The sequence below is a fragment of the Leifsonia sp. 563 genome, from assembly GCF_040545055.1.
Taxonomy (GTDB): Bacteria; Actinomycetota; Actinomycetes; order Actinomycetales; family Microbacteriaceae; genus Leifsonia.
In genome coordinates, this window is sequence record NZ_JBEPLE010000001.1 from 592,405 (window position 1) to 609,721 (window position 17,317).

Annotated in this window: 18 protein-coding genes; 12 read left to right on the forward strand and 6 right to left on the reverse strand. The window is 70.2% G+C overall.

Annotated elements, in window-relative coordinates; genetic code table 11:
- Window position 1: 1 nt before the first annotated feature.
- From ABIC47_RS02950 to ABIC47_RS02960, 3 genes are all read right to left on the reverse strand, one after another.
- Window positions 2-391 carry an META domain-containing protein gene (locus tag ABIC47_RS02950; RefSeq protein ID WP_354476988.1) on the reverse strand — a complete coding sequence of 130 codons (390 nt, stop codon included), beginning with the start codon at window positions 389-391 and terminating at the stop codon, window positions 2-4.
- Window positions 392-445: 54 nt separating this feature from the next.
- A complete protein-coding gene (locus ABIC47_RS02955) occupies window positions 446-868 on the reverse strand; it encodes a hypothetical protein (RefSeq protein ID WP_231371245.1) in 423 nt (140 codons plus the stop codon).
- Window positions 869-1,009: 141 nt separating this feature from the next.
- On the reverse strand, window positions 1,010-2,500 hold the full coding sequence (locus ABIC47_RS02960) for an MFS transporter (protein ID WP_502910210.1): 1,491 nt from the start codon (window positions 2,498-2,500) through the stop codon (window positions 1,010-1,012).
- Between the two features lie 61 nt (window positions 2,501-2,561).
- On the opposite strand from ABIC47_RS02960, the gene ABIC47_RS02965 reads away from it, so the two are divergent.
- The 9 genes from ABIC47_RS02965 to ABIC47_RS03005 all read left to right on the forward strand — a co-directional run bounded on the left by ABIC47_RS02965 (window position 2,562) and on the right by ABIC47_RS03005 (window position 10,701).
- On the forward strand, window positions 2,562-3,176 hold the full coding sequence (locus tag ABIC47_RS02965; protein ID WP_354476991.1) for a TetR/AcrR family transcriptional regulator: 615 nt from the start codon (window positions 2,562-2,564) through the stop codon (window positions 3,174-3,176).
- Window positions 3,177-3,286: 110 nt separating this feature from the next.
- Complete coding sequence (locus ABIC47_RS02970) at window positions 3,287-3,754, forward strand: hypothetical protein (RefSeq protein ID WP_089877675.1); 468 nt, start codon at window positions 3,287-3,289, stop codon at window positions 3,752-3,754.
- 120 nt (window positions 3,755-3,874) lie between these two features.
- Window positions 3,875-5,110, forward strand: a complete 1,236-nt coding sequence (locus tag ABIC47_RS02975; RefSeq protein ID WP_020076768.1) for an ROK family transcriptional regulator — start codon at window positions 3,875-3,877, stop codon at window positions 5,108-5,110.
- A gap of 211 nt (window positions 5,111-5,321) precedes the next feature.
- A complete protein-coding gene (locus ABIC47_RS02980; protein WP_354476995.1) occupies window positions 5,322-6,260 on the forward strand; it encodes an N-acetylglucosamine kinase in 939 nt (312 codons plus the stop codon).
- Window positions 6,257-7,558, forward strand: a complete 1,302-nt coding sequence (locus tag ABIC47_RS02985; RefSeq protein ID WP_354476997.1) for an extracellular solute-binding protein — start codon at window positions 6,257-6,259, stop codon at window positions 7,556-7,558. Before ABIC47_RS02980 ends, ABIC47_RS02985 begins: the two co-directional genes overlap by 4 nt.
- On the forward strand, window positions 7,555-8,514 hold the full coding sequence (locus ABIC47_RS02990; protein ID WP_354476999.1) for a carbohydrate ABC transporter permease: 960 nt from the start codon (window positions 7,555-7,557) through the stop codon (window positions 8,512-8,514). Before ABIC47_RS02985 ends, ABIC47_RS02990 begins: the two co-directional genes overlap by 4 nt.
- Window positions 8,511-9,359 carry a carbohydrate ABC transporter permease gene (locus ABIC47_RS02995; protein WP_018192173.1) on the forward strand — a complete coding sequence of 283 codons (849 nt, stop codon included), beginning with the start codon at window positions 8,511-8,513 and terminating at the stop codon, window positions 9,357-9,359. Before ABIC47_RS02990 ends, ABIC47_RS02995 begins: the two co-directional genes overlap by 4 nt.
- 55 nt (window positions 9,360-9,414) lie before the next feature.
- On the forward strand, window positions 9,415-10,446 hold the full coding sequence (locus ABIC47_RS03000; RefSeq protein WP_354477003.1) for an SIS domain-containing protein: 1,032 nt from the start codon (window positions 9,415-9,417) through the stop codon (window positions 10,444-10,446).
- A 96-nt stretch (window positions 10,447-10,542) separates the two neighbouring features.
- The gene (locus tag ABIC47_RS03005) at window positions 10,543-10,701 is read left to right on the forward strand and encodes a hypothetical protein (protein ID WP_020076764.1); all 159 of its coding nucleotides are present in this window, start codon (window positions 10,543-10,545) and stop codon (window positions 10,699-10,701) included.
- A gap of 79 nt (window positions 10,702-10,780) precedes the next feature.
- Here ABIC47_RS03005 and ABIC47_RS03010 read toward each other — a convergent pair whose 3' ends face one another.
- Window positions 10,781-11,020 carry a hypothetical protein gene (locus ABIC47_RS03010; RefSeq protein WP_354477006.1) on the reverse strand — a complete coding sequence of 80 codons (240 nt, stop codon included), beginning with the start codon at window positions 11,018-11,020 and terminating at the stop codon, window positions 10,781-10,783.
- A gap of 131 nt (window positions 11,021-11,151) precedes the next feature.
- On the opposite strand from ABIC47_RS03010, the gene mgrA reads away from it, so the two are divergent.
- Together mgrA and ABIC47_RS03020 are read left to right on the forward strand one after the other, a co-directional pair.
- A complete protein-coding gene (gene mgrA, locus ABIC47_RS03015; protein WP_018192177.1) occupies window positions 11,152-12,189 on the forward strand; it encodes an L-glyceraldehyde 3-phosphate reductase in 1,038 nt (345 codons plus the stop codon).
- Window positions 12,190-12,487: 298 nt separating this feature from the next.
- Complete coding sequence (locus ABIC47_RS03020) at window positions 12,488-14,053, forward strand: glycosyltransferase family protein (RefSeq protein WP_354477008.1); 1,566 nt, start codon at window positions 12,488-12,490, stop codon at window positions 14,051-14,053.
- Here ABIC47_RS03020 and ABIC47_RS03025 read toward each other — a convergent pair.
- The gene (locus ABIC47_RS03025) at window positions 14,034-14,594 is read right to left on the reverse strand and encodes a hypothetical protein (RefSeq protein WP_354477010.1); all 561 of its coding nucleotides are present in this window, start codon (window positions 14,592-14,594) and stop codon (window positions 14,034-14,036) included. The two genes, ABIC47_RS03020 and ABIC47_RS03025, sit on opposite strands and share 20 nt — an antisense overlap.
- Before the next feature lie 22 nt (window positions 14,595-14,616).
- Complete coding sequence (locus tag ABIC47_RS03030) at window positions 14,617-15,336, reverse strand: SOS response-associated peptidase (protein WP_081626621.1); 720 nt, start codon at window positions 15,334-15,336, stop codon at window positions 14,617-14,619.
- Between the two features lie 405 nt (window positions 15,337-15,741).
- Between ABIC47_RS03030 and ABIC47_RS03035 the strand changes: the two genes are divergently transcribed.
- Window positions 15,742-17,259: a sugar transferase gene (locus ABIC47_RS03035; RefSeq protein ID WP_354477013.1), complete on the forward strand. Its 1,518-nt coding sequence runs from the start codon at window positions 15,742-15,744 to the stop codon at window positions 17,257-17,259.
- The last annotated feature ends 58 nt before the right edge of the window (window positions 17,260-17,317 follow it).

The window sequence follows — 17,317 nt, forward strand, 5'->3', positions numbered from 1 at the left end:
ATCACTTGCGGTCGAGCACGCCGATCTGCGTCCCGGCCTCGTCGTAGACGTTCAGGGTGTCGCCGTCGGAGCGCGCGCTTGCGGCCTTCGACAGCCACGGATCCACGTCGGCGCACGCCATCTTGGTCGCGGCCAGCGCGCCGAAGGTGATCGATCCTTTCGACTCGCTCCAGGTGCCGGTCAGCGAGTTGCAGCCGTCGTTGCCGCTGAGCTGGCCGCCGTCCTTCAGGTCGAGACTGGTGCCGGCCGGATGGGCGGAGGTCCAGGTTCCGGTGTAATCGGAGGCGCTCGACGGGGCGCAGCCGGCCAGAGCGGCGAGCGCCAGCAGGAGCGCCGAGGCGCCCGCGATGGCACGTCCGGTGGCGGGGCGAAGTCGGTGCGCTGGATTCACGGCGCCAGTATGAGCGCGGCCGGCGCGGGTCGGCTAGGCAGTATCGCCCGGACGTCAGGAGGCGAGGGCTACCTGACGGAAGCGGATGACGGACGAGTCGGATCCGTGGTCGGCGCGGTCGTAGGCGGCGCGGATGGGGTTCACCGTTCGCCCGTTCGGGAGCACCACCGCAAGCCCCGCGTCCTCCGGCACCCCGCGCCGCGGCGCTGCGCTGCTCCATCGGCCGCCGTCGGTCCGCACCAGGATCTCGCCGATCAGGCAGCCCAGGCTCTGCAGGGTGAACTCGTCGCCGACGAAGCCGTCGTCGGTGCGCAGGTCGGTGAACAGCCGCTCGACATAGACCAGGTCCTCCGGGACGTACGTGACGGTGTGACCGTAGATGTCACGGATGCCGCCCGCCATCGCGCCCGCGAGCAACGAGCCGACGGCGGGGTCTGGCCGCCGCCGGCGCGTCGCTTCACGAGGGAACCGGAACATGCCGCCCACGGTAGACCTCCCTCCGCCGTGTTGCGCGCCCCAATACGAGTGGCCCGTATTCGCGGGGCGCAGCGCGGCACCGCGGCGGTGGTCAGGATGCGGCGGTGTCAGGATTCGGTGAGGGTCAGGATGCGGCGGGGGTCAGGATGCGGTGGGCGCCTCGGGCATTGCCGCGCCGCCCCGGGCGCGCAGGAAGCCCCAGAGCACGAGCGCACCCGCCACCACCGTGAGCGCCAGCCCCGCGACCGTGACGGCCTCGCGGAACTCCGCCGTCTGCTGCACCGTCCATCCCGCCGTCGCGATGCTCCCCGCGAAGAGTCCCGCGAGCACCGTCCCCGCGACGGCGAGCCCGACGCCCGAGGCGACTTCGGACGCGGTGTCGGTGAGCGCCGCGCCGATGGTGGTCCGGCTCTCGGGGAGACCGCGGAGGACGTTGGTGCCTGCGACCACGCCGACGACCCGGATGCCCGCCGCGACCAGCACCAGGGCCACGGCGATCCAGCCGTATCCGAGGCGGCCGAGCACGGCGTACACGGCGAGGCCCGCCACGACGGCGGTCGCGCTCATCCAGGCCGCCCGCTCCATCCCCACCCGGCGTACGAACGGGGTGATGACCGCCCCTCCCGCGAGCAGGACGACGACCTGCGGCAGCATCCCGAGCGCCGCGAGCGCGGGAGGCCACCCCCAGTCGAGCTGTAGCTGCAGCGTGACGAGGTATCCCAGTCCCGCCGTGGCGATCGCGGCAGCGGCCTTGAACGCCAGACCGCTGGAGACGAGGGGATGCGCGATCAGCGACAGCTCGAGGAGCGGATGGCGGGCGGTCCGCTGCCGCACGACGAAGAGGACCCCGGCCCCGACGGCCGCGGCCGTCACCAGCCAGGGCATCCACGCGTCGATGCCCTGCTCCACGAACAGGGTCGGGGCGATCAGCGCGAGCACGATGGCGGCGGTGCCCAGCGCCGCACCCGCCAGGTCGATCGGGTCCCGATGCAGCCCAGCGGGGTCGTCGGCGGGGATGCCGAGCCGCACGCCCACGATCGCCAGCGCCGCGATGGGGACGTTCACCAGCAGGAGCACCTGCCAGGGGGCGATGGCGAGCACGAAGCCGCCGGCCGTCGGTCCGATCGCGAGTCCGACGAGCCCGACCGTCGAGATGACGGTCATCGCCTTGACGCGGAGGTCGTCCGCCGCGAACAGCCGGAACGCGAGCGCCATCGAGCCGGGTGTCGTCATCGCGGCGGCGATTCCCATGCCGACGCGCACGGCGATCAGCTCTTCCGTCGTCGAGACGAACGCGGTCGCGAGACTGGCGAGGCCAAGCAGGACAAGGCCGATGAGCATGACCCGGCGGCGGCCGTACCGGTCGGCGATGGCGCCGAAGGCGAGCATGGAGCCGCCGAACACGACCGCGTACGCGCCTGTCACCCATTGGAGACCGGCGGTCGAGGCGTGGAGATCGCGGCCGATGGTGGGCAGTGCGACGTTGAGGATCGAGTTGTCGAGCATCTCGAAGAGGAACACGGCGGAGAGGCCGGTGAGAGCCATCCACGCATCGCGGAGGGAGCGCGGAGCGTGGCGGCCGACACGGACGGGCGGCTCGGGGACAATGGGAGCGGTCTGCTCAGAGGACATGTCACTAGGTTATGCGACTAACCTTAGTGACACAAGCTAATCGTGGAAGGACGACGCCCGCATGCCCAGAACCAGCGAGCGCGGCGGCCCGCAGACGCGTGCCCGCATCGCCGGAATCGCCTCCGGGCTCTTCGCTGAACGCGGCTTCGACGCCGTGACCGTGGCCGACGTCGCCCGCGAGGCCGGCGTGTCCAGCGTGACCGTGTTCAAGCACTTCCCCCGCAAGGAGGACCTCTACCTCGACCGCTCGGCCGACGCCGAAGACCTCCTGCGCACCGCCGTCCGGGACCGCGCGGACGGCACCGGCGTGCTGGCTTCGCTGAGGGAGGCGACGCTGCGGCTGCTCGACGAGCGTCATCCCCTCTCCGGCCTCGACGCGCGCTCCGTTCCGTTCTTCCGCACTGTCGGCGGCTCCCCCGCCCTGGTCGCCCGCGCCCGCGAGCTCGCCGGCGAATTGCAGCAGGGGCTCGCAACCGAACTCGAGGCGGATCCCGCTTTCGACGGCGACGCAGCCCTGTTCGCCGCGATGTTCATCGGAGGCTATGCGGTGCTCCTCGTGGATGCGGCTCGGCGGCTGATCGCGGGCGAACCGGCCGACGACGTCGCCGCGGCCCAGCGGGCGCGGGTAGGCGCGCTGTTCGATGTCCTCGCGCGCGGATTCGGCGACGACGCCTGAGGCCGAAGAGCGAGCGGCCCAGCGCTATGCTGACCCGCGGGGAACGGCCCGACGGGGCCGAAGGGGGGAGACGGATGTACCGACGACAGCGGGGATGTGCGGCGAGAGCCGTGACGATCGCAACCGCACTCGGCATCGCGACAGCGCTCGCCGGATGCGCCGATCTCGACCAGCGGTCCGTCGCCGCCACCTCGATCGCTCCACCGACGCCGAGCCCGACCCGAAGCGCACCGGCGGTCACGTACGACCTCGACGTGCACCGCACGTTCCTGCTCAGCGACGGCAGCACCGCGCCCGGCTGCGTGCAGGTCGCGGTCGAGCGCGACGAGGCGACCGCGGACGCTCAGACGGACGAGCGCATCGCGGCGGCCCGGAAACTCCTGCTCTCCACGAACTGGGAGGCGGAGCCCGTCTCGCTGGACGAGCTGGGAGCCGAGGAGCGTCAGGTCGAGAAGGACCGCGGCGAGAGCGAAGCCGAGATGCTCTCGGGCGTGCTGTCGGACCATATCTCGAAAGCACTCCAGGACGCGGGCCTGATGGGCGGCGGCATTTCGCTCCGCGGCCACGTCGGATGCTGACCGCGAGCGGGACGCGCCCGATGCGGTCATCGCGCTAGCCAGATCCATCCACTGCGATAGTAAAGTTTGCTCTGGCCGCGCTGGGCGGCCGCGACTCGGGTTGGGGATGAGGAGGCGTCGGTGGCCAAACGGACGCGCGCGACCGCGACCACCAGCACGCTGGCCCGCGTCAACCAGACGGCCATCATCGAAGCCCTCCGCGAGTCCGGCGCGCTGTCCCGGCAGCAGCTCGGCGCCAAGACGGGCCTGAGCCCGGCGACCATCAACCGGCTGACGGCGTCCCTCATCGAGGACGGGCTCGTCGTCGCCGCCGGCCAGGAGCCGTCGACCGGCGGCCGACCGTCCGTGCTCCTGCGATACGCCGGCAGTTCCCGCCTAGTCGCCGCGATCCAGCTCCGCGCGGAGACGGTGACGGGCATTCTCGTGGACTTCGACGGCAAGATCGTGTTCCGGCGCTCGGTTCCGCTGGGCGCACGGCAGGCGGGCGACCCGGCGGGGGCCGACGCGGAATCGCCCGAACGCGCGACCGACCAGGAGCGCCAGCTGCGCAAGGTGTTCCGGCTGTTCGACGACCTGATCGCGACGGCCGACTCGATGGGCACGCCCTGCCTCGCCGTCGGGATCGCCGTGCCGGGAGTCGTGCAACAGCCGGATGGCGTCGTCGGCACGATGCCGGAGTTCGGCTGGACGGGCGTTCCGTTCGGCACGCTCCTCCGACAGAGGACGAACCTGCCGGTCGTGGTGGAGAACGACGCGAACGCGCTGGCCTTCGGCGAACTCCACACCGGTGCGGGTCGCGGCCTTTCGAGCCTGGTCGCGCTGTTCCTCGAGAACGGCCTCGGCGCCGGGATCGTGGCGAACGGCGAACTGCACCGCGGCGCCCGCGCGGAGGCGGGCGAGATCGGCTACCTGCTGATGGAGCGGTCCTCACTCGGGCGCTCGTACGACGCGCGCGGCGACCTGGAGGATCGCATCGGATCGCTCGCGCTCACCCAGCGGGCGCGCGAGCGCGGCATCCCCATCCCGGACGGCGGGTCGCTGACGGCCGAGGACGTGTTCGAGCTGGCCCGTGACGGCAACGCCGACGCGCAGGAGCTCGCGGACGAGATCCTCGACATGGTGGCCATCGCGGTGGCGGCACTCGTGATCGTGCTCGACCCGGAGCTGGTGGTGGTGGGGAGCAGTTTCGTCGGCAGCTCCGACACGGTCATCCCGGGCATCCAGGAGCGGCTGCGCGGCCGCATCATCCGGGTTCCGCGCATCGAGCCGGCCACCCACCGAGAGGATGCGGTGCTGCTGGGCGCTGCCGAGCTCGCCGCCGCCGAGGTCAACGGCTTCGCCTACCTCGCCTTCTGAGCCCTCCCCCTCCCCGCCGCCGAGATTTGCGCCAAATCTCGGTCATGCCGCCCTCATAACCACGATTTGCGCCAAATCTCGAACCTGACCTGGGCACGCGGGGGTGCGGGTATTGACGGGGGCGCGCAGCGTCGCTTAGGTTTGGCGTCAACTTCTTCTCACTCCGATAGGAAAGAAGAGGTGATCCCTACAGCGACGCAGAGGAGCAGACGTGATCGTCGGTATCGACATCGGCGGCACCAAGACGCACGTGTGCGTCGAGGACGACGCCGGCGCCGTGCTCCTCGACCGGTCGGTGCAGACCGCCGACTGGCAGCACGGCGGCGACCTCCACTCGGAGCGGAACGTGCGCGGGCTCCTCGCGCTCCTCGACGACGTACCCGGCGCCGCCTCCGCTCCCCTGGTGGTCGGCGCGCACGGGCTCGACAGCGAGGGCCAGACGCTGGCCTTCTCCGAGACGCTCGCCGCGCTCCACGACGGCCCCGCTCTCGCGGTCAACGACGTCGAGCTGGTCGGCCCCGCCGCCGGATACGACGAGGCCATCGCCGTCATCGCGGGCACCGGCAGCAAGGTCGTCGGCCGCCGAGCCGACGGGACTCTGGTGAGCGCGGGAGGCTACGGCTACATCCTCAACGACCCGGGCAGCGCGCCCGCGCTGGTGCGCGACGCCGTCCGCTCCCTGTTCGAGGCCGTCGACGAGGGCGAGCCGCGCGACGCCCTGGCCGACGCGCTCTACGCACACTTCGGCGTGGAGGAGATCGTCGGCCTCTCCAACGCGCTGACTGTCCACCCGCGCGTCACCGTCTGGGGTGCGGCCGCTCCCCTCGTCTTCGCCGCGGCCGACGCCGGCAGCATCCGGGCGGCGCGCGTCATCGACGCGGCCGCCGACGAGCTCGCCCGCAGCGTCGAGCTGGTCCACCGCCGCGGCGCCGCCGGCACCGATGTCGTCTGCGCGGGCGGCGTTGTCAGCCATCAGCCCCGGCTCTTCGACGCCCTCGGCGAGCGCCTGCGCGCCCGCGGGCTCACCCACTCCATCCACCTGCTGGATGTCCCTCCGGTGCGCGGCGCGCTCGCGCTCGCCCGGCGGCTCACGGAGGCGGCCCCCGTCGCCCCCTTGGCACCACCCACACCATCACGGAGGAAGTCATGAGAATCGCATCCACCGGGCGTCACCGCACGCTCGCGGGCCTCGCGCTCGCGGCGACGGCGGCGCTCGCCCTGAGCGCGTGCAGCGTGACGGGCGCCGGGACCTCGTCGGGAGGCGAAGGCGACGGCACCGGCACGATCAACGCGCTGTTCATGAAGCAGGCCGGCTATTCGGAGTCCGACGTCAACGCGATGATCAAGGCGTTCGAGGAGAAGAACCCCAAGATCACGGTCAAGCCGACCTTCGTGGCGTACGAGGCGCTCCACGACAAGATCGTCACCTCTGCGCCCGCCGGCACCTACGACGTCGTGCACCTGGACGTGATCTGGCCGGCCGAGTTCGCCTCCAAGAACATCATCACCGACGTCACGAAGCGGTTCCCCGACTCGTGGAAGAGCGACATGCTCGGCGGCGCGCTCTCCAGCGCCGAGTACAAGGGCAAGTACTACGGCGTCCCGTGGGGTCCGTCGACCAAGCTGTTCTTCTACAACAAGGACATGCTCGCGAAGGTCGGCGCCACCGCGGACGACGTGAAGACGTGGGACGGCGTCCTCGCCGTGGCGAAGAAGCTGAAGGATGCGGGCGTCGTCCAGTACCCGATCGCCTGGAGCTGGTCGCAGGCCGAGGCGCTCGTCTGCGACTACGCCGAACTGCTCGGCGCCTACGGCGGCCAGTTCACCGACTCCAGCGGCAAGCTCTCCATCAACAAGGGCGCGGGCGTTCAGGCGCTCGAGTTCATGAAGAAGTCGCTGGATGAGGGGCTCACCGACCCGGCGTCGACCACGTTCCTCGAGGACGACACCGACAAGTCCATGGCCGCGGGCAAGACCGCCATGGAACTCAACTGGGAGTCCACCTTCCGCGACCAGAACGACCCGTCGATCTCGAAGGTCGTCGGCCAGATCGCCGTCACTCCGCCGCCCGCGGGCCCGAACGGCGACAACCCGGGCGTGAACGGCTCCATGGCGCTGGCGATCGGCGCGAAGTCGAAGCACCAGCTCGCCGCGTGGAAGTTCATCGAGTACATGACCAGCGAGGCCGTGCAGGACAAGTACGTCAAGAGCTCGATGACGAACTGGAAGTCGAGCTACACCAAGCCGGACATCACCAAGACCAACCCGGAGGTCTTCGCGGCCGCCGGAAAGGCCTACGACTCGATGATCCTGCGCCCGCCGGTGCCGAACTACAACACCGTCTCCCAGGCGATCCAGGTCGAGCTGCAGAACGCACTACTCGGCAAGAAGTCGCCGCAGCAGGCCCTCGACGACGCGGTGAAGTCCGCGAACGAGACTCTCGGATGAGCGGCGTGTCGGTCGCCGGAGTCGAGACGGAACGGCGCGCGCCCACCACGCGCGGGCGCCGCGACCGCCGCAGGCGCGACAACCAGGGGCAGCTCGCCTTCTGGTTGCTGCTGCCGGCCGCGGTCGCGGTGTTCGGGGTGATCGTCTACCCGATCCTCCGCACGCTCCTCATCTCGTTCTTCGAGGTGAACTCGGCCCTGGCGACCGACACCCCGTTCGTCGGTCTGCAGAACTACATCGACGTCCTCACCGCTCCCGGCTTCTGGGCGGCGATGGGGCGGACGCTGTATTTCACCCTTGTCTCCACGGCGCTGGAGCTCGTCCTCGGACTCATCGTGGCCGGCCTCCTCAATGCCAAGCTGCGGGCGCGGTGGCTCTTTCGGGCCGTGGTGATCATCCCCTGGGCGATCCCCACCATCGTCAACGCGGCGATGTGGAAGGGCATCTTCAACGCGCAGTACGGCGCGCTCAATGCGGCCCTCACGCAGCTCGGGATCATCGACCAGTACCAGGCCTGGCTCGGCGACCCGACGCTCGCCCTCAACATGGTGATCGTCGCGGACGTCTGGAAGACGACCCCGCTGGTGGCGTTCTTCCTGCTCGCCGGACTGACGTCCATCCCGAACGAGCTGTACGAGGCGGCGAAGATGGACCGCGCCAGCTGGCCGCGCATCTTCCGCACGATCGTGCTCCCGATGCTCGTGCCCTCCATCTCGATCGTGCTGGTGCTGCGCACGGTGGAGGCGTTCAAGGTGTTCGACATCATCTACGCGATGACGCGCGGCGGCCCGGTGAACGGTACGCAGACCGTCGCCTACTACGCCTACACGACGGCGTTCTCGGACCAGAACTTCGGCGTCGGAGCGGCGCTCTCGTACATCATCGTGCTGGTCATCCTGGTGCTGACCTTCGTCTACCTGCGCATGCTGCGCCGATCCGAGATGAGCCTGCTGTGAAACGCGCGACCCGCAACTCGATCCTCATCCACCTGGCCGCACTGGTCGTCGCCGTGGTGATCCTGCTTCCCTTCGGGTGGATGGTGATCGCCAGCGTCACGCCGCAGCGCATCCTCATCTCCACCCCACTGCAGTGGATCCCGGACACGCTCGACTGGAGCCGGTACGAGCTGATCTTCCGCGGCGGCGCCGAGAGCGTCGGCGCGACCTTCCGGGCGGCGCTGGCGAACACGACGATCGTCGCCGTCGGCACGGTCGCCGTGTCGATGATCGTCGGGATCCTGGGCGCGTACGCGTTCGCCCGGCTGCGGTTCCGCTTCCGGCAGGCGGTGCTCATCCTGTTCCTGGCGACGTACATGCTGCCGCAGATCGCACTGCTGATCCCGCTCTACCTCATCCTGAACTCGCTCGGGCTGCTGGACTCGGTGATCGGGCTGATCATCGTGGACTGCTCGCTGGTGGTGCCGTTCGTGCTCTGGATCCTCAGCAACTACTTCCTGACCATCCCGGAGGAGCTGGAGGAGGCGGCGCGCATCGACGGTGCCTCCCGGTTGGGCGCCCTGTTCCGTGTGGTGCTTCCGGCCGCCCGACCGGGCATCTTCGCGGCCATCATGTTCGCGTTCCTGCTGGCCTGGGACGAGTTCATGTATGCGCTGATCTTCACCTCGTCGAACGCGGCGAAGACCCTGCCGGTGGCCATCAGCGAGTTCGCCGGCCGATACACGACCGACTTCGGACTGGTGGCGGCGGGCGGCATCCTCGCGGCGCTGCCGCCCATCGTCGTCGCCCTCATCTTCCAGCGGTACGTCGTCAGCGGTATGGCCGCCGGCGCCGTCAAGGGCTGAACCGCCTCGCGACCCCAGCGACCCCATTCCTCCGACCACCGATAGAAGGACTTCCATGGAACCTACAGCCTCGTTCGTCGACGCCATGCGCGCTCAGCCCGAGAACCTCGCCCGAGCGCGTGAGACCGTGCTCCGCGACCTCGCGAGCGCCGGCCTCCCCCGCTGGGACGCGGGCGACAGTGTCGCCGTCGTCGCCATGGGCGCGTCGCTCAATTCATCGCACGCGCTCGTCGCGGCCCTCGCGGCCGCCGGGCACCCGGCGTCCGGCGTCGTCGCCTCCGACCTCGCCGACGGGCTCGCCGTGGTGCGCGCCGACCACAACATCGTCGTCTCCGAGTCGGGCCGCAGCCCCGAGCCCCTGGCGGCCGCCCGTAAACTCGCCGCCGGGACGCGGATCGGCATCAGCAACTTCCCCGATCAGCCGATCAGAGACGAGGTGGATGCGGTTCTCGGCCTGGGCGGGTTCCCCGACTCGCCGGTGTACACCAGCGGCTTCACGGCGACCATCCTGGCCTACGCCCTGCTCCTCGACCATGTCGGGGTGTACGAGGGCGCGGCCGAGGCTGACCGCATCCCGGGCCGGGTGGCCGACGTGCTGCGTGACTACGCCGAGGCGGCCGCGACGGTCGGGCGCGTGCTCGCCACGGCGAAGACCATCGACGTCGTGGGCCGCGGTGCGTCGCTGACCGCCGCCGCCGAGCTGTCGCTGATGGTCCGCGAGGGGCTCCGCACGCCGAGCGCCGCCTTCGAGACGTTCCAGTACCTGCACGGGCCGATGGAGGTGCTTTCGGACGACGACGCCCTCGTGATCTTCGGCGACGGCCGGGAGGTGAGCATCCCATCGTCGGTTCTCGATGCCGGCGTGCCCGTCGTGCTGGTGACGGCCGCCGACCCCGCGACGATCCCGGCCGCCGGGCACGCGAACCTCACCGTCGTCCCGCTGCCCGCGGGCCTCGGGGTGTTCGAGCGCGCGATCGTCGAGACGGTGATCGCCCAGCTGGCGATCGCGGCCGCGATCGAGCACAAGCCGTACCCGCTGGAGGAGTTCCTGTACCACCAGGACGACACCAAGCTGCCGGTACGGTGACGGCCGATCCTCGCGCGTCTTGCCACGAACCGGGCCGCGCCGCAAGGCCCGCCCGGCGACGTTGACGAGACGCCCGGACCGGAGTCAGATGAAGGCATGATAGCTCTCATCATTATTCTGCTGGTGATCTGGGCGGTGCTCGCCATCCTCGGGTTCGCCATCAAGGGCCTGCTCTGGCTGGCGATCCTCGGACTGGTGTTCTTCGTCATCACCGCGATCGTCGGGTGGCTCAGACGAGGTGCGAGCCGGACCTGATCCCGTCCCCCGACCGCGAAGCGGCGGCCGCGCCCTCCGGCGCGGTCGCCGCTTCCGTTTGTGTGGCACGCGGGCCGGGTCAGGGCTGTTCTTCGTCGAGGAGGGCGTCGTTCTGGAGGGTGTCGGCGGTCTCGTCGTCGGCGGGGAGGTCGTTCTCGCCGTCCAGTGCGCCGCCGGCAGGTGCCTGGCCCGCCGCCGTGGGCTGGTCGTGCACCGGGGTGTCGGTGGGCGCCGGAGCGCCCTGCGGCTGGCCGGGGGCGGTCGCGTCGGCGGTCGCGTCGGCGGTCGCGTCATCGCTGGGGGTCAGTTCATCGGTCATGCCACCAGCCAGCGCCGCGCCCATCCCGGGCGGCAAGGGGTTGACACCCTCGCGATCGAGCAGCGCGGCCGATGGATGCGATCTGCACGGGATGTTGGACAGCGACGGTCCACGTCCGCGAATCTGGATGCATGGCCTACGTTGCGAACCCCTCCCGCTATGACGACATGATCTACCGCCGCACCGGACGCAGCGGACTCGACCTGCCCGCCCTGTCGCTCGGGCTCTGGCACAACTTCGGCGACGACCGCCCCTTCGAGACCCAGCGCGCCATCGTCCGCCGCGCCTTCGACCTGGGCATTACCCACTTCGACCTGGCCAATAATTACGGCCCGCCCTACGGCGCGGCCGAGATCAACTTCGGCCGCATCCTCTCGGAGGACCTCCGGCCGTACCGCGACGAGATCGTGGTGTCGAGCAAGGCCGGGTGGGACATGTGGCCCGGCCCGTACGGGCAGGGCGGCGGAAGCCGCAAGTACATGCTGGCCAGCCTCGACCAGTCGCTGCAGCGTCTCGGCCTCGACTACGTCGACATCTTCTACTCGCACCGGCCCGACCCGTCCACACCACTGGAGGAGACGATGCAGGCGCTGGACACCGCCGTCCGGTCCGGCAAGGCCCTCTACGTCGGCATCTCGTCGTACGGACCGGAGGAGACCCGCCGCGCCGCCGAGATCCTGCGCGACCTCGGCACTCCCCTGCTCATCCATCAGCCGTCGTACTCGATGCTGAACCGCTGGATCGAGACCGAGGGACTGCTCGACACCGTCGGCGAGCTGGGTGTCGGCGTCATCGGCTTCACCGCGCTGGCGCAAGGCATGCTGACCGGTAAGTACCTGAACGGCATCCCGGAGGGTTCGCGGGCGAGCGCGGGCACCTCCTTCGACTCCGACTGGCTCACCGACGACGCCGTCGCACGCCTGCGCGCGCTCAACGGGATCGCGGAGCGGCGCGGGCAGACCCTCGCGCAGCTGGCGCTCGCCTGGGCTCTGCGCGACGACCGCGTGACCTCTCTCGTCATCGGCGCCAGCAGCGTCGACCAGCTGGAGCAGAACGTCGCGGCCCTGGGCAACCTGGAGTTCTCGCCGGAGGAGCTCGCGGAGATCGACGAGCACGCCACCGACGCCGGCGTCGACCTGTGGGCGGGAGCGCGGCGCGGGGAGGTGTGATGCCAAGGATGCGACCTACCACCGCATCCCACCCCCGTCATCCCCTGCCCACCCGTTCCCGCACGGCCTAGCGTCGGCAGCGAGCACGCTGGATGTGCTGGCGGCGCCCTCGAGGCGTCCGACGTTTCCCGGCGTGTGTGGGGCGGACCCCGGGCGCCCGGCGTGAGCTGCTGGAACGCCCGGGGTCCGGTAACACCAGCGGGCCGGCTATGAGTTTCCGAAGTGCTCGCCCGGGGTTCGCCCAGCGTTGTCTGCTTGTCTGGGCGGGGTACTCGTCCGGCGATTAGAAGCTGTAGATATGACCGTCCTCGTCGAACCGGATCTCCGCGCCGGCCAGCCGCTGCGCGCGGTCCGGCCGTGGACGATCGCGGTCGCCGCAGGGCTCGTCGCGACCATCCTGTGCGCCGCGTTCAGCTGGGTGCCGTCGCTGTGGGGCGACGAGGCGGCCACGCTGCTCTCGGCGAAGCGCCCGCTCGGGAGCCTGTTCGGGATGCTGCTGCACGTGGATGCGGTGCACGGCGTCTACTACCTCTTCATGCACGGCTGGATCCGCTTGGCCGGCGAGAGCGCGTTCGCCCTGCGGTTGCCGAGCGCGCTCGCGGCCGGCGCCGCGGTTGCGGCGGTGACGCTGCTCGCCGGGCGCCGGGGCGGAGCACGGGCCGCGCTGGTCGCCGGCATCGTCGCCTGCGTGCTCCCGCGGCTCACCTACGCCGGCGAAGAGGCGCGCTCGTACGCGTTCACGGCCGCGGCAGCCGCCTGGCTCACCCTCCTGCTGGTGTGGCTGGTCGACGGCGGTCGACGGCTCGCACCCCGCGCCCGACGACTCGCGTGGCTGCTGTACGCGGTCGGAACGGCGGCCGCGGCGTACCTCTTCCTCTATTCGGTGACACTCCTCGTGGCGCACGCCGCCATCCTGCTGTGCGCCCGCGCACCGCGGGACACGCTGCGGAGGTGGGCCGTCTCCGCCGGCGCCGCCCTGCTCTCCGTCGCACCGCTGGCGGTCGTCGCGTACCTCGAGCGCGGGCAGATCGCCTACCTCAGCGGCGCGCCGGAAGAGGCGTCCACCTGGTACTTCTTCCTCTGGTTCGGGATGCCGTGGGTCGCGGTGGCCGCGTGGCCGCTCATCGGGCTCGCCCTGTGGCCCGCCTGGCGCGCGTGGCGGTTACGCACCTCCGGCGCGCTCCCGCTCCCGCCCGGACCCCGCGCTGTGTCGACCCGACTCGTCGGCGCGACCTGGCTCTTCCTGCCGACCGGCGCGATGCTGCTCGTGAACCTGGCGTTCCCGATGTACACCGGGCGCTACTCCACCTTCGCCGCACCCGCGGCCGCGCTCCTGGTGGCCGAGGGCATCCTCGTGCTCGGCCGGATGCTCGGGCGGGATACACGGCGGACGGTCGCGATGACGGCGGGCGCCACGATCGCGTTCGCGGTGCTGTGCGCGCCGGTCTACGCCCTCCAGCGCGGTCCCTACGCCAAGAACGACAGCGACTGGGCGGAGGTCAGTGCGGCGATGGCCGCGAACGCGGGGCCGGGCGACGCCGTCGTGTTCGACGAGTCGGCCAAGCCGTCCCAGCGCCCCCGCCTGGCGATGCGCACCTACCCGGACGGTTTCCGCGGCCTCAAGGATGTGACGCTCCACGTGCCGTACGACCGCAACACCTGGTGGGCGGACCGCGCCTACTCGGTGGACCAGGCGGCGAAGCGCGGCCGGTTCGACGGAGTCGAACGGGTGTGGCTGATCGAGGTGGACGTCGAAGGCGTCGAAGACACCTGGGGGCTGGGCGAGCTGGAGTCGCTCGGCTTCGCAGAGACCGGACGCCGGATCGAGACGCACCGGAGCGCGATCATCGAGCTGACCCGGTAGCGCCCGCTCCGCCGTCCTCCTCCGCGGCAGCGCGAACGCGCGCGTGCCACTCCTCCCAGAACAGCCTCCACCCGGCGGCATCCGCGGCGTCCGAAGGCGCGGCCCGGGGCACGGAGCGGGAGTACACCGCCTCCACCTGCTCGACGAAACCCAGGACCGAGGTGCGCCAGTCTGAGCGCGCCAGCACCGCAGAGCGATCCCCGCGGGAGAGCGTGACGGTGTCGCCGTCCGTCGTCACCGAGAGATCGACTCCCGAGTCGCAGCCCATGACGACGCAGCGGCCGGCGATCTCGAACACGGAATGTCCACAGCAGGGGAAGAGCGCGTTCCCGTCGGTGAGGCCGTCTCCGGCACGATGGTCGGCGCCGAGGGCGCGCAGCAGATACAGCCCCGCGGCCGACAGCGTGAACTCGCCATCGGACGGGTCCACGAGCGTCTGGTCCCCGACCGTCAACGACACCGTGCCGTGGGCGCACTGGTCGGAGCCGTCGTCCGGCCGGCCCGGGAGCCAGCCCACCTCCACCGCCCGCAGTTCCCCCATCGCCCGCATCTCCTCCATCGACCTAGGCCGCGTCGACCGGCTGGATGAGCTGCGGACCGTCGTCGGACGTCTTGAACGGCGCGACCTGGTCGAAGTGCAGCGTCTCCGCCTCGGCGACCCCCGCACGGACCGCTTCGTCGACGAGCGCCTGGTCGCCGACGATCGACGGGTCGATCCAGTGCTGCCACATCTCCTCGGGGAGGATGACGGGGTTGCGGTCGTGGATATCGGCGAGCGTCTGAACGGCGTCCGACGTGAGGATCGTGGCCGTCAGCACCCAGCGGTCGGGGTCGTCGTCGGCCTTGCTGTGGTCGCGCCACCAGGAGTACAGCCCCGCGAAGCCCATCAGACGGCCTTCCGGGTAGCGGATGAAGAACGGAGTCTTGCTGCCCTTCGGCCCCTGCCACTCGTAGTAGCCGCGCGCCAGGACGATCGCGCGGTGCGACTGCACCGGCTTCTTCCACGTCGACTTCTCGGCGATCTCCTCCGCCCGGGCGTTGAACGTCGGGAACTTGAGCTTCAGGGTGTCGGACCAGGACGGCACGAGCGACCAGTGTGCGCGCTCGAACCGCAACTCCCGGGTCTTCGGGGAGTCGATGAGGACGGGGATGTCGTCGGTCGGCGCGATGTTGTAGTCGGCCTCCCAGTTCGCCGTCCACTCCTCGGGCCGGCGACCGGTCGCCTCCACGAATTCCGTGATCTCGGCGTTGACCTTGTCGTCCATCGCGAACCTGCCGCACATGCCGCCAGCTTAGGCGCGACGACCGACATGTGACCCGAAAGGATGTTCGCCGACCGAAGTTGAGGAATTTTCACCCCCAAAAGCGGGTGACGCGAAGCTGAGAAAACGATGTATTCTCACTTTTGTGGATAGGTGAGGAACAGTCACTTAACGGTACCCGAACTCCGATCGTCCACACCACCCGAAGATGCACCAACCCGACCCGCAGGTGACAAACGTGTACCCGATTTCGCCACGCCGAGCGCTTCCCGCACTCAACCCCATCCGAACGGGGAGCGCTCGGCGCGCGCGATTCCACGACCGTCACCCCCTGAGCGGAGTCGGCGGCGGTGAAGCCGTTCGAGACCACGGTTTCCCCCCAGCCGCCGTCGGCTCCCCGGTGGGCCGTCTCGTGGAGGTCCTGGCATGACTGTCATCCGCCCGCGCCTCCACGCGCCGGTCGCCCCCAGCGCGCTGCGCGGACTGAGCTCCGAGCGCAACTGGGCCCGTCTCTACCGCTACCGTCTGCTCGCCACCGACACGGCCATCATCCTGGTCGCCACGATCGGCGCGGTCTTCGTGCGCTTCGGCTTCGACGACGCGGCGGCGCCGACGTCGGTGTTCCACATCGACTACCTCTACCTGTCGCTGATGATCGCCGCGACCTGGCTCTTCACGCTCTCCGTCTACCACACGCGCGACGCGCGGGTCGTCGGGCTCGGCGTCGCCGAATACCGCCGCGTCGTCTCCGCGACCGCGACGACCTTCGGCCTGCTGGCCATCCTCTTCCTCGTCGCCAAGGTCGACATCGCGCGCGGCTACTTCATCGTCGCGCTGCCCGCCGGCCTCGCCGGCGTCCTGTTCTCGCGCTGGCTGTGGCGCCACTGGCTCATCCGCCAGCGCATCTTCGACCACTACCTCTCGCGTGCGCTCGTGGTCGGGCGCTTCGACGACGTCGACTACGTCGTCCGCCAGATCCACCAGAAGTCGGGAGCGGCCTACAACGTCGTGGGTGCCGCTCTCGACACAGGAAAGCGCAAGGGGGCGAAGAAGGACGCCGAAATGCGGCGCCGGATCGCCGGCCCCGAGCGTGAGGTACCGATCGTCTCCGACCTGTCGGGGGTCGCAGACGCTGCGGCGCGGCTGGGCGCGGACACGGTGATCGTGGCCGGCCGCGCCCTCAGTGGCGGGGACTTCGTCCGCAAGCTGGCGTGGAAGCTGGAGGGCACGGCGACCGAGCTGGTGCTCGCCTCGCCGCTCACCGATGTCGCGGGTCCGCGCATCCACTTCCGTCCTGTCGAGGGCCTTCCGCTCATCCACGTGGAGATCCCGCAGTTCGAGGGCGGCAAGCACGTGTTGAAGCGCGCCTTCGACTTCTTCGCCTCCGGCCTCGCACTGCTGCTGCTCTCGCCGCTCTTCCTGGCGATCGCCCTGCTGGTGAAGCTCGACGACAACGGGCCGGTCATCTTCGCGCAGGAGCGCGTCGGCCGCAACGGCGAGCGCTTCAAGATGTACAAGTTCCGCTCCATGGTCATCGACGCCGAGGCCCGCCTCGCCGCCCTGCAGGAGAAGAACGACGGCCAGGGACTGCTCTTCAAGATGAAGAACGACCCCCGCGTGACCCGCGTCGGCCACTACCTGCGCAAGTTCTCTCTCGACGAGCTTCCGCAGCTGGTCAACGTGTTCCTCGGCGACATGAGCCTGGTGGGCCCGCGCCCGCCGCTGCCCGCCGAAGTCGAGGGCTACGAGAACCACGTCCACCGCCGCCTCTACATCAAGCCGGGACTCACCGGGATGTGGCAGGTGAACGGTCGATCCGATCTCTCCTGGGAGGAGAGCGTCCGCCTGGACCTCTACTACGTGGAGAACTGGTCGCTGACCGGCGACCTCGTCATCATGTGGCGCACCGTGAAGGTGCTGACACATCCCGTGGGGGCGTACTGATGCGCCCCCGCACCCAACCTCCTCGCTCCCTCCCCCGACCGAAAGACACCGAGGTTGT

Coding starts and splice junctions, on each gene's coding strand:
- ABIC47_RS03000 (WP_354477003.1), top strand. CDS start 9,415: ATGGAACCTACAGCCTCGTTCGTCGACGCCATGCGCGCTCAGCCCGAG.
- ABIC47_RS02990 (WP_354476999.1), top strand. CDS start 7,555: ATGAGCGGCGTGTCGGTCGCCGGAGTCGAGACGGAACGGCGCGCGCCC.
- ABIC47_RS02960 (WP_502910210.1), bottom strand. CDS start 2,500: ATGTCCTCTGAGCAGACCGCTCCCATTGTCCCCGAGCCGCCCGTCCGT.
- ABIC47_RS02965 (WP_354476991.1), top strand. CDS start 2,562: ATGCCCAGAACCAGCGAGCGCGGCGGCCCGCAGACGCGTGCCCGCATC.
- ABIC47_RS03010 (WP_354477006.1), bottom strand. CDS start 11,020: ATGACCGATGAACTGACCCCCAGCGATGACGCGACCGCCGACGCGACC.
- mgrA (WP_018192177.1), top strand. CDS start 11,152: ATGGCCTACGTTGCGAACCCCTCCCGCTATGACGACATGATCTACCGC.
- ABIC47_RS03035 (WP_354477013.1), top strand. CDS start 15,742: ATGACTGTCATCCGCCCGCGCCTCCACGCGCCGGTCGCCCCCAGCGCG.
- ABIC47_RS02985 (WP_354476997.1), top strand. CDS start 6,257: ATGAGAATCGCATCCACCGGGCGTCACCGCACGCTCGCGGGCCTCGCG.
- ABIC47_RS03025 (WP_354477010.1), bottom strand. CDS start 14,594: ATGGGGGAACTGCGGGCGGTGGAGGTGGGCTGGCTCCCGGGCCGGCCG.
- ABIC47_RS03030 (WP_081626621.1), bottom strand. CDS start 15,336: ATGTGCGGCAGGTTCGCGATGGACGACAAGGTCAACGCCGAGATCACG.
- ABIC47_RS02955 (WP_231371245.1), bottom strand. CDS start 868: ATGTTCCGGTTCCCTCGTGAAGCGACGCGCCGGCGGCGGCCAGACCCC.
- ABIC47_RS03020 (WP_354477008.1), top strand. CDS start 12,488: ATGACCGTCCTCGTCGAACCGGATCTCCGCGCCGGCCAGCCGCTGCGC.
- ABIC47_RS03005 (WP_020076764.1), top strand. CDS start 10,543: ATGATAGCTCTCATCATTATTCTGCTGGTGATCTGGGCGGTGCTCGCC.